Consider the following 14141-nt stretch of genomic DNA (forward strand, 5'->3'; position numbering starts at 1 on the left):
AACGCCCGGTCCCATCCCGAACCCGGAAGCTAAGACCCACAGCGCCGATGGTACTGCACCCGGGAGGGTGTGGGAGAGTAGGTCACCGCCGGACAACCATTAGGTCGAGAGCCTCCAACCACCACGTTGGAGGCTCTCCCACTTTAACCGGCTTGATGCCGACCGATTGCGCACCGCGACGCTGGTGTGCGATCATTCCCGTGACAGCGATCCATCGGCAGGAGGTGAGACCCATGTACGCAGTATCCGCAATGGGTTCTCCCTGCAGTCAGCAACTGCGCGACTGAAGTCGTCGCAACTGGGAGCGCCCGCCAGGCAATTCGCGAAAGGCGACTCCCATGAACACAACAACCCCTTCCACTCTGCACTTCACCTCGACGACGGTGACCGACCGGCCGGTGTCCGACCAGGATCAGCCGCAGGTCGACGCCACAAAGCGGGTCTGCGCCGCCGGCGAGCGAGCGTTAGTCCTCGGTGGCGGCGGATCGACAGGCAACGCGTGGCTGATCGGCGTCATCGCCGGCCTGTTCGATGCCGGGCTTAATGTGACCGAGGCTGATCTGGTCATCGGGACCTCGGCAGGATCGACGGCCGCGGCCCAGATAGCTGGCTCGACCCCGACCGAACTGCTTGCCGCCGTCCTTGCCGCGGCGCCCCAGCAACGGACCGTACCGGTCGGATCCGACGGCGGACGCGGTCCGACCAGGCCGGCGACGGACCACCTGGAGCGAACGGGCAAGATCATCGCTGCCTCCGAGGACGCGGCTGATATGCGCCGCAGAATGGGCGCGGCGGCACTCGACAGGGATGCGGCGTCGGACGGTTCCGGGCAGGCGCGGTGGCGCGAGACCGTCGCCGCACGGCTGCCCAGTCAGTGCTGGCCGCAACGAGCGGCGCTCGTCACGGCGGTCGATGCCCATACCGGTGAACCGGTCGTGTTCGACCGCCACAGCGGAGTCGACCTGGTGGACGCCGTCGCCGCCAGCTGTGCCAGTGGCTTCGCCTACAGGATCGGGGATAACCGATATATCGACGGCGGCTACCGACGCAACGAGAATGCCGATCTGGCAGCCGGATTCGGGCGGGTGCTGGTGCTGTCGCCATTCGGCGGCAGATCACGGACACCGTTGGAGTGGGGCATGCATCTGGCAGCACAGGTCGACGAGCTTCGTGCACGCGGCAGCAGAGTCGAAACGATCTTCCCGGATAGCCACGCCGAGCACATGTTCGGCGCCAATGCGATGGATTTGTCGCTGCGTCCGCCCGCTGCGCGGGCTGGCTACAATCAAGGCAGAGCCCTTGCCGGGCAGCTCACCGAATTCTGGCGCTGACGCCCTCGTCGGAACACCGGCGGCCCCGGCGTCGTTGTACCAGCGCCACCCTCTTCGATTCAAAGGACTTTTCCATGACCCAGCGGACCATCGTCATCACCGGAGCCAGCGACGGCATCGGTGCCTCCGCCGCGCGGACGTTCAGCCGGCAGGGGGAGCGCGTGGTCGTCGTCGGCCGTTCCGCGGAGAAGACGGCGAGGATTGCGGCGGAAATCGGCGCCGACTATTTTGTCAGCGACTTTGCTGAGCTCGCCCAGGTGCGCACCCTAGCGGCGCAGCTGAAGGAAAAGTACCCGCGGATTGACGTCCTGGCGAACAACGCCGGCGGGATCATGGGCGCCCGCGAGCTCACCGTGGACGGCCACGAGAAGACTCTCCAGGTCAACCACCTGGCCCCCTTCCTGCTCACCACCGAGCTCATGGACGTCCTCACCGCCAGCACGGCGACGGTGATCAACACCTCGAGCGTCGCCAATTCGCTGTTCGGCAAGCTGGACATCGAGGACCTCGACGCTGCCCGTAGCTACAACACCAACCGCGCGTACGGCAATGCCAAGCTCGCGAATATCCTGTTCACCGCCGAGCTCCACAACCGCTACAACGCGGCCGGCATCTCGACGGCGGCGTTCCACCCGGGCGGCGTGGCCACGAACTTCGCGGCGGACTCCACGAGCCCCATGCGCTTTGCATACAAGTCGTTCCTGAAGCGGTTCATGCTGACCCCGGAGCAGGGCGCGGACACGCTCGTGTGGCTCGCCAACGCGACGCCGGGCCATGACTGGATCTCCGGGGCGTATTACGCCAAGCGGGCCCTTTCCAAGGCCAACAAGCAGGCCTACGACGGGGGATTAGCCCGGGAGCTGTGGCTGCGCAGCGAAGCGATGGTGGCCCAGGACCTCGACAAGCTCGATTCGCGGGCGTAACCGCCGCTGACCTTGGGGGCCGGCTGGTGGGCGGGGTCTGAATCCCGCGGACTCGAGGCGCGAGAGGCCGCGCGGCCGTGCTGCGGGCGACGCCCTGCGCGCCACAAGAACGGCACCAGTCATCCGGATCACCGGCACGGCATCCCAACACCGCCCGGCCAAGAACGAGACGCTGCCCGGCAGCTTCGAGCCCAAGCTCATCGAGCCGGCAGAACAAATGCGATGAGCCGGAAGACCTGGCAGAACGGAGTCAGGTCAGGAGAAGCAGGACTACCGCCCGGCGTCGACCTTGTCGATGGCGTTGAGCGCGCTTTCCATGGTCCCGGCCAGGTCGCTGGCCGGGGCCGGCCTGGCGAACAGGTAGCCCTGCAGCGAGTCGCAGCCGCGGTCCATCAGGTACTTGGCCTGGGCCGGGGTCTCGATGCCCTCGGCCGTGACCTTCAGGCCCAGGGCGTGGGCTGCGTTGATCATGGTGCCGAAGAACGGCAGCTGTTCCTGGCCGGTCTTGACCATGGCCACGAAGGAGCGGTCGATCTTGACGTTGTCCAGCGGCAGCTCCTTGAGCCGGCCGAGCGTGGAATAGCCGGTGCCGAAATCGTCCATGGCAATCCGGACGCCGGCCGCCCGCAGCTGGTGCAGCTGGCGCAGCACGTCCGAGGACGCGTCGAAGAACACGCTCTCCGTCAGCTCCAGCGTGAGCTGGCGCGGATCCACGCCGGTGGACGCCACGATCTCCAGGACATCCGTGCCGAAGTCCCGGTGCTGGAACTGCAAGCCGGAAACGTTCACGGCGACGCTGTACGCGGCATCTCCGGCCAGCCAGGGCCGGATCTCGGCGCAGGCGCGGCGCAGGACTTCGTCGCCGATTTCGCGGATGAGGCCGCTCTGCTCGGCAACCGGCAGGAACTGGTTGGGCGGGACCAGGCGCCCGTGCCGTTCCCAGCGCGCGAACGCCTCGAACTGCACCACGGCGCCGAGTCCCGGCGACACAACCGGCTGGTAGTGGACCGAGATCTGGCCCAGCTCCACGGCGCGGCGCAGCCCGGTCTCGCCGTCGGTCTTGTGCACGGCCGTGCCCAGCATCTCGGGCCGGAAGCGCAGCCACGTGCTCTTGCCCCTGGCCTTCGCCGCGGTCAGTGCGGCGTCCGCCTGCCGGAGCAGTTCCGCGCCGTCCAACGTCTGTGCCGTTTTGGAGGCCAGGCCCATGCTCACGCCGGGACGGACCATGGTCCCGCCGACCCGCAACGGCACCTGCAGGGCCTCGGCGATCCGCTTGGCCACCGCATCGGCCTTGAGGCATTCGGTCAGCAGCACGACGAACTCATCGCCGCCGAGCCGGGCCACGGTGTCGTGCGGGCGGACGCAGTTGCGCAGCCGGCTCGCCACCTCCACCAGGAGCTCATCCGCGGCCGATCGCCCCAGCACGTCGTTGAGGTTCCGGAAGTCGTCCAGGTTCAGCAGAAGGACGTCAACCGGATCGGGCCGCCGCAGCGCCACGGCCAGCCGCTCGTTGAACAGGGGACCGTTGGGCAGCGCCGTGAGAGGGTCACGCAGGGTACCGGCCTTGAGTTGGTCATCGTGCTCGACAAACGCTGCAGGGACAGCGGCCACGGCTCCGGGAGGACGACGGCGGAGCGCGCCGACGCCGCTGCCGGCACCGGCGGTGCCACTGACGCTGCTCACCGGGGCGCCGGCGTCGTAGTTCTTGATGGCGTTCGGCTGCTGGGAATCCGTGTGTGCGGCCAGGCGGTGACCCGTGCCGCGGACGGACAAGGCAACCATGCGGCCTGCCTCGGCGGGGACCAGCGAGCACGCGATCTCGACGGGAACTTCGGACCCGTCTGCCCTGCGGCCCGAACCCTCGAACGGCGGGGACGAGGGGGATGCCGCGCCCAATCTGGCCAGGACGCCGTGGAACGGCTCACGCGAGGCCTCAGCCAGCAGGAGGCTGTGGTCCGCGCCCAGGAGCTGCGCGCGGGAGTATCCGAAGAGCTGTTCCGCGGCCGTGTTCAGGAAGGAGATCGATCCGTCCTGGTCCAGCAGCAGCAGCGCGTCCGGGCTGTGCTCCAGCAGTAACTGAGCGAAGCCATCGTCCATGGTTTTTGCCTGCCCCCCAAGCGACGGAAATAAGGAATGCAGCCACCCTGCGGAGAACAGGGCGCGCTGCGCTCCCTGCATCATATGTGGTGCGGAGCATAAGGCGTGATACGCGTCATGCCGCGCCGGAAAATGCATCGGATCCGCACCGGATAATGCGTCAGCTCCCCGCCAACGCCCGCGCCACAGCCCGCGTCCAAACTCAACGCCAAAGCGGGCTCCCAAACCGAACGCCAAGCCGGGGGCTATCCTGGCTGCGGAACGCTCTCCAGGGCGGCAATGGCCGCGGCCGAGGTGCGCACCGCGGCCGCCCGCCCGGACTCCGGCTCGGCGCGGGAGAAGAGGAAACCCTGCAGGGCGTCGCAGCCGTGGTCCATGAGGTAGCGCGCCTGCGCCGGCGTTTCGATGCCCTCCGCGGTGACCTTCAGGCCCAGGCTCTTGGCCATGTGGATCATGGAGGTCAGGATGGGCAGCTTTTCCACCCCGGTGCGGACCATGGAGACGAATGACTTGTCGATCTTCACGACGTCCACCGGCAGGTCCTGGAGCCGGCCCAGGGACGAGTAGCCGGTGCCGAAGTCGTCCAGGGCCACGCGGATGCCGGACAGGCGCAGGGTCTCAAGCTGGGCGATGACGTGGGAGTGGGCGTCGAAGAACACGCTTTCCGTCACTTCCAGGACGAGCTGCTGCGGGTCCACGCCGCTCCACGCCGCAATGTCCAGGACCCGTTCGGCGAAGTCCCGGTGCTGCAGCTGCACGCCGGAGACGTTCACCGCAAGCGTCCGGAACGGATGCTCCGCGAGCCACGGCGCCAGATCTGTGCAGCTGCGGCGCAGGACCTCGGCCCCGATCTCCCGGATCAGGCCGCTGCGCTCCGCGGTCTCAATGAACTGGTCCGGGGGCACGAGCTGGCCGTCCCAGTTCCAGCGGGCGAGGGCCTCGAACTGGACGACGTCGAGCCGGTTCGTGGAGATGACGGGCTGGTAGTGGACGATGATCTGGCCCAGTTCCACAGCCCGCCGCAACCCGGCGGTTAGCTGCGTGCGTTCCAGCAGGGCCGCGAGCATCTCCGGGCGGAAATGCACGTAGCAGTTCTTGCCGGCCTCTTTGGCCGCGTACATCGCCAGGTCCGCCTGCCGCAGCAGCTCCGAGGACGTCATGGTCCCGCCTTCGCGCGAGGCCACGCCCAGGCTCAGGCCCGGCCGCATGAGGGTGCCTTCGATGGACACGGGGGCGTTCAGGGTGCCCACGACCCTCTGGGCCACAGCATCGGCGTCCCTGCAGCCAACCAGGAGGACCACGAACTCGTCCCCGCCCAGCCGCGCCACGGTGCCGTGGGGACCCACACAGTTCTGCAGCCGGCGGGAGATCTCCACCAGCATCTCGTCGCCCGCATGGTGGCCCAGGACGTCGTTGACTTCCTTGAAATCGTCCAGGTCCAACAGCAGCACGTGCACCGGCTCGGGCGTGAGCAGGGCTGCGGCCGCCCGTTCGTTGAACAGCATCCGGTTAGCCAGGCCCGTCAGCGGGTCCCGGAAGGCGAGTTCCTTGAGTTTGTCCGCCTGCTCGGCGAGCTCTTCCATGGCCTGGCGGGCCTGGTCCTGGGCGCGACGGCGCGTGGTGATGTCGCGGAAGTTCCAGATCCGCCCCACGACGGCGTCCGAGACCTTCTGGGGGCGCGAGCAGAGCTCCACGGTACGGCCGTCGCTGAACTCGAGCACGTCCTGGCTCTGCATCACCTTGTCCGCGTAGAGCGCGTTGACCCTGCGCAGGAAGAAGTCCGGCTCCACCAGCTGCTTCGCAATGAAGTTGACCAGGGCGCTGGGGTCCTCCGCGGCCACGAGTTCGGGAGGCATGCCCCAGAGCCTGAGGTACTGGCCGTTGATCCCGGTGATGTGGCCCTCGTTGGAAACGACCACGATCCCGTCGGACGTCGTCTCCAGCGTCGCATCCAGGAGCGAGACGGCGAGGCGGCGGCCGGAGTCGGCGTCGTTGCGGTGGCCGCCGTCGCGAACGGCGACGGCCATGGCCGTTCCGGAGCCGCCGGTCACCAGCGAGCACGTGATCTCCAAGGCGAGTTCACTGCCGTCACGGTGGCATCCGACAGCCGCGAAGGGCCGGCTGGCCGACCGGTTCTTTCGGCCCAACCTCCCGAAGACGCGCAGGAAGCCGCCGCGCTCACCCTCTGACAGCAGAACGGTGTGCTGGGTGCCCAGCAGTTGCTCGCGCGGGTATCCGAACAGGCGCTCGGCCGCTGAATTCATGAATGCGATGGTTCCGTCCGCGGTCAGCAGCAAAAACGCATCGGGACCCTGCTCCAGCAAAGCCTCTTCGAACCCTGTTCCCACGGCGATACCGGCCCCCAAAGCGACGGAAGTTGATAGACCCCCGGCGATGCCGCGGGCAATGCGTTTCCCTGAATCATAGGGTTCCCGGGTCACGTGTCCAGCACCTTGGCACCGGAGATTTCCGGCGTCCCTTCAGGTCACCCGGTTCCCGGACACCCGATCCCCGCGCAATGCGGCGATCCTCTGGCCCGCCACGGTGAGCGCGTTCGCCAGTCCAGCCTCCGGTTCAGGGCCCGAAAACAGGAATCCCTGCAGGGAATCGCAATGCAGATTCATCAGGTAGCTTGCCTGCGCGGGGGTCTCCACCCCTTCCGCGGTAACCGTCAGCCCGAGGCCATGGGCCATGGCGATCATGGCTGTCAGGATCGGCAGCTCTTCCCCGCCGCTGCGGATCATGGACACGAACGACTGGTCGATCTTCAGGGTGTCCACGGGGAGCTCCTGAAGCCGGCCAAGCGAGGAATAGCCGGTGCCAAAGTCATCGAGGGCCACCCGCACACCGGCCTTCCGCAGGGCCACGAGCTGCCGGGTCACATCGGCGTCGTTGTCGAAAAAGACACTTTCGGTGACTTCCAGGACCAGTTGCCGCGGGTCCACGCCGCAGGACTTCGTCACCGCCAGGACCAGCTCGGCGAAGTCCCCGTGCTGCAGCTGGACTCCGGAGACGTTGACAGCAAGGGAGCGTGAGGTGTCCTCCGCCAGCCACGGCCGCAGTTCCGTGCAGCCGCGCAGCAGCACTTCGGTGCCGATCTCGACGATCAGCCCGCTGCGTTCCGCCGCGGGAATGAACTGCTGCGGCGGGACAATCTCGCCGTCCCGGATCCAGCGGGCCAGGGCTTCGACCTTCACCACGACGCCCAGGTTGGTGGAAACGATCGGCTGGTAGTGGACAGTGATCTGGCCGTTGTCGACGGCGAGCCGCAGCCCGGCCTCGATGTCCGTGCGGTCCACCAGCGCCTGCATCATTGCCGGCCGGAATTTCAGGTACCTGTTCTTGCCGGCAGCCTTGGCCGCGTACATCGCAACGTCGGCCCGCCGCAGGAGCTCGGAGGCGTCCACGGCATCCTCGCTGATCGAGGCCATCCCCAGGCTCAGGCTCGGGCGCAGCATGGTGCCGTCAATCCAGACCGGCACTTTCAAGGACTCGACGATCCTCGCGGCGACAGCCTCGGGATCCAGCGACCCCACCAGCAGCACCACGAATTCGTCCCCGCCCAGCCGGGCCACGACGTCGTTCGGGCGGACGCAGGCGCGCAGGCGCCGCCCCACCTCAATCAGCATCTGGTCCCCGGCGTGGTGGCCGAGGATGTCGTTGACTTCCTTGAAGTCGTCGAGGTCGAGCAGCAGGAGGTCGACGGCGGTCCCGCACGGCCCGCCCAGGGCGCTCGCCAGGTGGTCGTTGAAGAGCTGGCGGTTGGACAAGCCGGTCAGGGGATCCTGGAAGGCCAGGGCCTTGAGCTGGGCGGCCTGCTCCGCGAGATCGGCCATGGCCTGGGTGATCTGGTCCTGTGCGACCCTGGCCGGGGTGACGTCCCGGAAGCTCCAGACGCGTCCCACGACCTCGTCGGCGACTTTTTGGGGGCGCGAGTAGCGCTCGAATGTCCTGCCGTCGAGGAAGTCCAGGACGTCGTGGCTCTCCGCCATGGGATCGGCGTACAGGGCAAAGACTTTTTCGAGGAACTGGGTGGGGTCCTTGAGCTGGTCCAGGACGAAGCCCATCACGGCCTTGTCGTCCTGGGTGGCGAGCAGGTCCCGGGGGATGCCCCACATGGAGACGAACTGGTTGTTGACGCCGGCGATCTGGCCCTCGCTGCTGACTACCAGGATGCCGTCAGCCGTGGACTCCAGGGTGGCGGTCAGCAGCGACATCGCCTCGCGCAGGCTGGCGTCGGTCTCGCGGTGTGAAGTGCCGCGGACGGCGACGACCATGCCCACCCCTGCGCCGGGGGCCAGGAGAGAGCCCACCACTTCGCCCTGGAACTCGGAGCCATCCCGCCGTTGTCCGTAGACAGCGATGGGAGGGGTCCCCAGGGCGTGGCTGTCGCGGCGCAGGCTCGTGAGCATCCGCCGGAAGGTTGTCCGGAATCCGTCCGCCAGCAGCATGCGGTGGTCGTGGCCCAGGAGCTCGCCGCGGGAGTAGCCGAACAGGCGCTCCGCAGCGGTGTTGACCATGCTGATGGTGCCATTCTCGGCAATCACCAGGACAGCGTCGGGGCTGGCATCGAGCACATCAGCGTAGCTGGGGGCCGGCCCGGGCATCGGGCCGGGCATAGAGCCGCCGGACGGGCGTCGCGCGTCTGCGCGATCGCCGTCGTCGTCCGTCTCCGGGCGCGAAAACGTCACCCGGCCACCGCCGTGCGAACCTGGGACCACTGATATTCCATTAAGACGTCCTCCCCTCCGGAAATCATAGGGGTCCCAAGGGCGCCTCCTGCGTCAACACGGTGCAGTGGCGCTGCAGCAACGCCGGATTGGTGGCCGTTGCACGGGGGTCACCGGTGGTTGAGCCTGCGCAAACCCGGGCGTCCGGTGATTCCGGCGGGTTCCATCACCGAGCGGTAGTGCTGGACGAGTTCATCGCCCAGGGCGGACCATGTCCGGCCCTGGACCGAGGCGTGGGCTGCTGCCGCGAACGCGCGGCGCTTGGCGTCGTCGCCCATCAGGTCCATCACGCGGGCCCGCAACCCGGCGAGGTCGCCCGGCTCGTAGAGCCAGCCGGTGCGGGAGTTCTCCACGAGGTCCAGCGGGCCGCCGCGGCCCGTGGCCACCACCGGTACGCCCGATGCCATGGCCTCCTGGATGGTCTGGCAAAAGGTTTCGAACTCGCCGGGATGCACGAAGAGGTCGAAGGACGCCATGGCCCGCGCCAGGTCCTCGCCGCCGAGGAACCCGGTGAAGACGGCGCCAGGCAGGGCCGCCGCCAGCGCCGCCCGCTGGGGACCGTCGCCCACGATCACCAGCCGGGTGCCGGGAACGTCGGCCAGCACCGCCAGATCCTCGACCTGTTTTTCGGCCGCCAGCCGGCCCACGTACCCGATGATCCGCTCGCCGCCCGGGACAAGGGAGGACCGCCAGGCGCCGTCGCGCTTCTCCGGACTGAACCGTTGCGTGTCCACGCCGCGCCGCCACATGCCCAACCGCGGAATGCCGCGGCCGCGGAGCTGGTTGAGCGCAAACGTGGAGGGAACCAGGGTCCGGGAGGCCAGCAGGTGGATGTGGTCCACCCTGCTCCACGCCCAGTTCTCGAGGAAGGGAACGCCGTAGCGCGCCGCGTAGCTGGGAACCTCGGTCTGGTAGATGGCGACGGTGGGGATCCCCAGCTGGTGCGCGGCCTGCGCTGCCCGCCAGCCGAGCACGAACGGGGACGCCAGGTGGACGACGTCGGGCGCATAGTCGGCAAGGATTCGCTTGACCCGGTACACACCGCCCAGCGCCACCCGCACGTTCGCGTACCCTGCCAGCGGCACCGAGGGCAGCCGGTGGACCTGGGCGCCGTACACCTCCTCCGGGACCTCGGCGTCCTGGGTTGCCGGCGCGATCACCAGGACCTCGTCCCCGCGCTGTTGAAGGTGCTCCAGCACGCGCAGGATGGAGTGCGTAACCCCGTTCATGAGCGGCAGGAATGATTCGGCGACGATTGCGATCCTCACACCTCCACGGTGCGGGCGGCGGCTGTCGGCGCGGGGTCAGGCGGGTGGCGGGGGAGGGAAGAGTGGGTTAACAGGAGGGCGTGCGGGTCACCGGGGGCCGGTCACAGGGGGTCGGGCCAGTTGCCGACTCCGCGCAGCGCGCGTAACGGATCCGGCCAGTTGCCGACGGGCCCGGAACGGCCCTGGGCCGGGCGGCCGCGATATGACTGTCCGCGGGCTGACAGGCCGTAACGGGACTGGCCGCGGGCGGCTTCGCCGGCGGGGACGGAATCAAGCAGAGGGGTGATGATGGGCATGAGATTGTCTCCTGAAAGAATAGTAAGTTCAGAAGGCCCCCCGCGTCGATAGCCCGACGCTGACTGCGGTCAGTTGGGGGTGGTCTCTCAGTCCGGCGCGGATCCCGTGGCAGCGTCCCAGTCCCGCTTGAGTCTCAGTCCCGCTTGAGCACGTCCGGGAGTTCGTCCACGTAGACCGTTTGCGGCGGCTCGTAGTAGATCACCAGGACCTGCTCGCCGACGGCGAAAACGCTGGTCTTGTCAAACGGGTGGGCGTGGAACGCGCTGGTGCCTCCGCGGAACGGAAGCATGACCTCCCCGATGGTGCCCGGCCCGATCCGTCCGGTGACCCGGCCGATCCTGCCGGTCAGGCTCCGGTCAACGTCTTTGTGCATCGAAATCCCTGGGCCTGCTGCGCATGTCCCTAGGCATCCGGGGTTTTCGGGGGCTGTTTGGGTGCGTTCTTGCCGTCCTTGAGCGCGGACCGCAGGGCGGGGAGGTAGTCGCCCACCTGAGCCAGAATCCCGCCGATCATCCGGTTGATGCCTTCGCCGCCGTTCAGGACGGTCAGCTGCCCGACGTGTGCAAAGGGCTCGGCCGCTGCCGCGATGATGGCCGGCATGTTCTCGGCGAGCTGCTGGGAGATGACGGCATCCTGGTTGGTGCCGAGTGCCTCGGCACGCGCCTTGATGCCGTCAGCCTCGGCCAGCGCCTTGGCCTTGATCGCGGAGGCAGCCGCATCACCGCGGGCCTTCGTGGCTGCCGCTTCGGCCTCGCCGGTGACCTTGGTGGCACCGGCCGCCGCGGCCGCGGCCGTGGCGTTCGCCTGCGCCTGGAGCTCGGTGCGGCGGGCGTTGACCTGGGCTTCGAGTTCTGTGCGCCGCGCCAGGGCTTCGGCGGCACTAATGTCAGCGGCCTTCTGGCCTTCCGCCTCCGTGCGCTTGGCGTAGGCCTTGGCATCCGCGGGCTTGCGGACACTGGTCTGGAGTTTCTGCTCCTCGCGGTCCGCCTCCAGCTTGGCCACTTCGGTCTCCTGCACCACCACCTGCTGGCGGGCCGTCGCGTCAGCCAGCGGGCCGGCCTGGGCGGCATTTGCCTTCGCCTGTTCGGCATTGGCCAGCGCGATGGACTGCCGGATCGCGGAGATGCTCTGGGCATCGGCAATCAGGGCCTCGGCCTCGGCCTCCTTTTCGGCTGCCTCGCGGTTCCTGGTGGCCTCGGCAATGCGGGCCTCCATCTTCACCTGGGCGATGTGCGGCTTGGCGATGTTCTGGATGTAGCCCGTGGGATCCTGCAGGTCCTTGATCTGCAGCGAATCGACCACCAGGCCCAGCTTCTCCATTTCCACGCCGCTGGCGCTGCGGACCTGTGATCCGAGCTTGTCGCGCTCGCGGATGATCTCCTCCATGGTCATGCTGCCGATGATGGAGCGCAGATGCCCTTCGAAGACGTTGTAGACCTGGCTCTGCATCTTGGGCTGCTGCCCGAGGAACCTCCGTGCGGCGTTAGCGATGAAGGGCGGGGCGTCGCCGATTTTGTAGATCACCACGCCCTCGACAATCACCTGGATGCCCTGGGACGTGACGCAGGAGACTTTCAGCTCGGTTTCGTTCAGCGTCAGGGACAGGGCCCGGACCGTCTGGAGGCCCGGCAGCACCAGGGCTCCCTTGCCAGTGACGATCTTGAAGTCCATGCCCTCCCGGGTCTCCAGGGTGCCGCGCGTCAGCCCGGAGATGATGAGGGCCTCGTTCGGCTCGGCCACCTTCCACATCAGTTTGGTCGCCAGCCAGATGACGCCGACGACGACCAACGCGCCAATGATCCCGGCCAAGAGCGGGAAGAAAACTGACAAGTCCGGCATAACCCAAGTCCTTTCACGGTGAGGGAAAAGGCATTGCGCAAAGCCCCCAAATGGCGCTGCTGCCCTTCCCAGCTGGCTTGGATGCTGGAAGTCTGGAGCCGCCCAGTCAGCTGTTGTACACAGTCTGCGGTGCTCCCTGCCGGGAAGTCCAGCAATTCGGCGCTGCGGGGCAGATCAGGCTCCCCGCGGGGGCCAAAGCCCCTGTTCGGGCGCACGCCGGCGTGCCATGGTGGGCCCGGAGAGGTGGTTCTCGATGCACATCGGGTCCGGCGTGGTCGGCATCCTTGGGATCGGGTGGGACGCGTGGCGTGCAGAGCGCGGCGGACCCGACGCGATCGCCCGCCGTCAGCAGGCCCGGCTCGCCGAACTCGTGGAGTATGCGCGGTCCGCGTCGCCGTACTACCGCAGGCTGTACCGGGACCTGCCGGAGCGCGTCACAGATGTGGCCCGGCTGCCTCCCGTCGGCAAACGGGACCTCATGGAAAACTTCGACGACTGGGTGACGGACCCGCACCTCACGCTTGCGAAGATGACCTCGGACCTGCTCTCCGACCCGGCCAAGGTGGGGGCCGTCTACCGCGGGAAGTACCTCGTGTTTACGACGTCGGGGAGCACCGGCGAGCCGGCCGTGCTGGTTCATGACCGAAGGTCGTGGACGGTAGCCGGCGTCGTCGTCCGGGTCCGCGAACGCAGGACCCTCATCGGGGCGGCGGACCTGCGGGCGCTCCTGCTCCGCGGGGTGCGGGCTGCGGCCCTGGTTGCCGACGGCGGCCACTTCGCGGGAGTCGTGATGACGGAAATCGCGCGGCGGCGCAGCCCCCGCGTCGCGCGGCGCCTCCGGGTCTTCTCCGTGCTGAGGCCCCTCGCCGACCTGGTGAAGGAGCTCAACGATTTTAGGCCTACGCTGCTCTACGGCTACCCCAGCGCGATGCTGCAGCTGGCCGCGGAGCAGGACGCCGGACGGTTACGGATCCGTCCCGTCCTTGCCATCAGCTCCGGCGAGAGCCTGACCGACAGCGGACGCGCACGGATCGAATCGGTTCTCGGCTGCCATGTCACCAACCGCTACCTGTCATCAGAGGTCCCGGCGCTGACCAGCCGCTGCCGGATGGGCGCCTACCACGTCAACGCCGACTGGTACATCCTCGAGCCGGTGGACGAGGACTACCATCCGGTCCCCGGCGGAGTCACGTCCCACACGGCGCTGGTCACGAACCTTGCCAACCGGGTCCAGCCGCTCATCCGTTACGACCTCGGGGACCGGGTTGAGCTGGCCGTGGATCCCTGCCCGTGCGGGAGCCCTTTCCCGGTGGTGACGGTGGAAGGCCGCGCCGGGGACCTGCTGTCCTTCCAGGCGCCGGACCAGGCGCCGGACGGGGCGCCGGTGACGGTGCTGCCGCTGGCACTGGGCACGGTGATCGAGGAGACCGCCGGGGTGCGCCGGTTCCAGGCGATCCGGACGGGGCCGGGAGCGCTGACCGTTCGGCTGGAGCTGAGGCCCCTCGCCGACCTGGCCGAGGTGCGCGGCGGGGTGGCGGCGCGGCTGGCCACGTTCTTCGCGGCCCAGGGGTGCGGCGCGATCGACGTCCAGTTTGCGCAGGAGCAGCCCCGTCCCGACCGCAGCGGCAAGTTCCGGCAGGTGTGGTCCGCCTGAGG

10 protein-coding genes, 1 rRNA gene and 1 pseudogene are annotated in these 14141 nt (G+C 68.2%); 4 read left to right on the forward strand and 8 right to left on the reverse strand.

Annotation, left to right across the window (positions count from 1 at the left end; all coding sequences use genetic code 11):
• The 3 genes from rrf to AC1DCZ_RS00015 all read left to right on the forward strand — a co-directional run.
• Positions 1-94: ribosomal RNA gene (gene rrf, locus AC1DCZ_RS00005) — 5S ribosomal RNA — on the forward strand; the annotation flags it as partial.
• Between the two features lie 244 nt (positions 95-338).
• Complete coding sequence (locus AC1DCZ_RS00010; RefSeq protein WP_476972856.1) at positions 339-1331, forward strand: patatin-like phospholipase family protein; 993 nt, start codon at positions 339-341, stop codon at positions 1329-1331.
• Between the two features lie 74 nt (positions 1332-1405).
• A complete protein-coding gene (locus AC1DCZ_RS00015) occupies positions 1406-2254 on the forward strand; it encodes an SDR family NAD(P)-dependent oxidoreductase (RefSeq protein ID WP_476972857.1) in 849 nt (282 codons plus the stop codon).
• A gap of 58 nt (positions 2255-2312) precedes the next feature.
• Here the strand turns inward: AC1DCZ_RS00015 and AC1DCZ_RS00020 are convergent.
• The 8 genes and pseudogenes from AC1DCZ_RS00020 to AC1DCZ_RS00055 all read right to left on the reverse strand — a co-directional run.
• A pseudogene (locus tag AC1DCZ_RS00020) lies at positions 2313-2471 on the reverse strand (ISL3 family transposase); the annotation flags it as partial.
• 53 nt (positions 2472-2524) lie between these two features.
• Positions 2525-4351, reverse strand: coding sequence for a putative bifunctional diguanylate cyclase/phosphodiesterase (locus AC1DCZ_RS00025; RefSeq protein WP_476972858.1), 1827 nt, complete (start codon positions 4349-4351; stop codon positions 2525-2527).
• 245 nt (positions 4352-4596) lie between these two features.
• Positions 4597-6792 carry a putative bifunctional diguanylate cyclase/phosphodiesterase gene (locus AC1DCZ_RS00030; protein ID WP_476972859.1) on the reverse strand — a complete coding sequence of 732 codons (2196 nt, stop codon included), beginning with the start codon at positions 6790-6792 and terminating at the stop codon, positions 4597-4599.
• 39 nt (positions 6793-6831) lie between these two features.
• On the reverse strand, positions 6832-8970 hold the full coding sequence (locus tag AC1DCZ_RS00035) for a putative bifunctional diguanylate cyclase/phosphodiesterase (RefSeq protein ID WP_476973064.1): 2139 nt from the start codon (positions 8968-8970) through the stop codon (positions 6832-6834).
• 221 nt (positions 8971-9191) lie between these two features.
• Positions 9192-10349 (reverse strand): glycosyltransferase family 4 protein, encoded by a 1158-nt coding sequence (locus AC1DCZ_RS00040; protein WP_476972860.1) that lies wholly within the window; start codon positions 10347-10349, stop codon positions 9192-9194.
• 101 nt (positions 10350-10450) lie between these two features.
• Complete coding sequence (locus tag AC1DCZ_RS00045) at positions 10451-10645, reverse strand: hypothetical protein (RefSeq protein ID WP_476972861.1); 195 nt, start codon at positions 10643-10645, stop codon at positions 10451-10453.
• Between the two features lie 134 nt (positions 10646-10779).
• Positions 10780-11019 carry a hypothetical protein gene (locus tag AC1DCZ_RS00050; protein ID WP_476894799.1) on the reverse strand — a complete coding sequence of 80 codons (240 nt, stop codon included), beginning with the start codon at positions 11017-11019 and terminating at the stop codon, positions 10780-10782.
• A gap of 29 nt (positions 11020-11048) precedes the next feature.
• Complete coding sequence (locus AC1DCZ_RS00055) at positions 11049-12485, reverse strand: flotillin family protein (RefSeq protein WP_476972862.1); 1437 nt, start codon at positions 12483-12485, stop codon at positions 11049-11051.
• Positions 12486-12738: 253 nt separating this feature from the next.
• On the opposite strand from AC1DCZ_RS00055, the gene AC1DCZ_RS00060 reads away from it, so the two are divergent.
• The gene (locus tag AC1DCZ_RS00060) at positions 12739-14139 is read left to right on the forward strand and encodes a phenylacetate--CoA ligase family protein (protein WP_476972863.1); all 1401 of its coding nucleotides are present in this window, start codon (positions 12739-12741) and stop codon (positions 14137-14139) included.
• The last annotated feature ends 2 nt before the right edge of the window (positions 14140-14141 follow it).

Source organism: Arthrobacter sp. 10N418 (assembly GCF_056394725.1).

Excerpts from the sequence above, each read along its gene's own strand:
- AC1DCZ_RS00035 (WP_476973064.1), bottom strand. The coding sequence starts at position 8,970 with ATGCCCGGCCCGATGCCCGGGCCGGCCCCCAGCTACGCTGATGTGCTC.
- AC1DCZ_RS00015 (WP_476972857.1), top strand. The coding sequence starts at position 1,406 with ATGACCCAGCGGACCATCGTCATCACCGGAGCCAGCGACGGCATCGGT.
- AC1DCZ_RS00010 (WP_476972856.1), top strand. The coding sequence starts at position 339 with ATGAACACAACAACCCCTTCCACTCTGCACTTCACCTCGACGACGGTG.
- AC1DCZ_RS00045 (WP_476972861.1), bottom strand. The coding sequence starts at position 10,645 with ATGCCCATCATCACCCCTCTGCTTGATTCCGTCCCCGCCGGCGAAGCC.
- AC1DCZ_RS00055 (WP_476972862.1), bottom strand. The coding sequence starts at position 12,485 with ATGCCGGACTTGTCAGTTTTCTTCCCGCTCTTGGCCGGGATCATTGGC.
- AC1DCZ_RS00025 (WP_476972858.1), bottom strand. The coding sequence starts at position 4,351 with ATGGACGATGGCTTCGCTCAGTTACTGCTGGAGCACAGCCCGGACGCG.
- AC1DCZ_RS00060 (WP_476972863.1), top strand. The coding sequence starts at position 12,739 with ATGCACATCGGGTCCGGCGTGGTCGGCATCCTTGGGATCGGGTGGGAC.
- AC1DCZ_RS00050 (WP_476894799.1), bottom strand. The coding sequence starts at position 11,019 with ATGCACAAAGACGTTGACCGGAGCCTGACCGGCAGGATCGGCCGGGTC.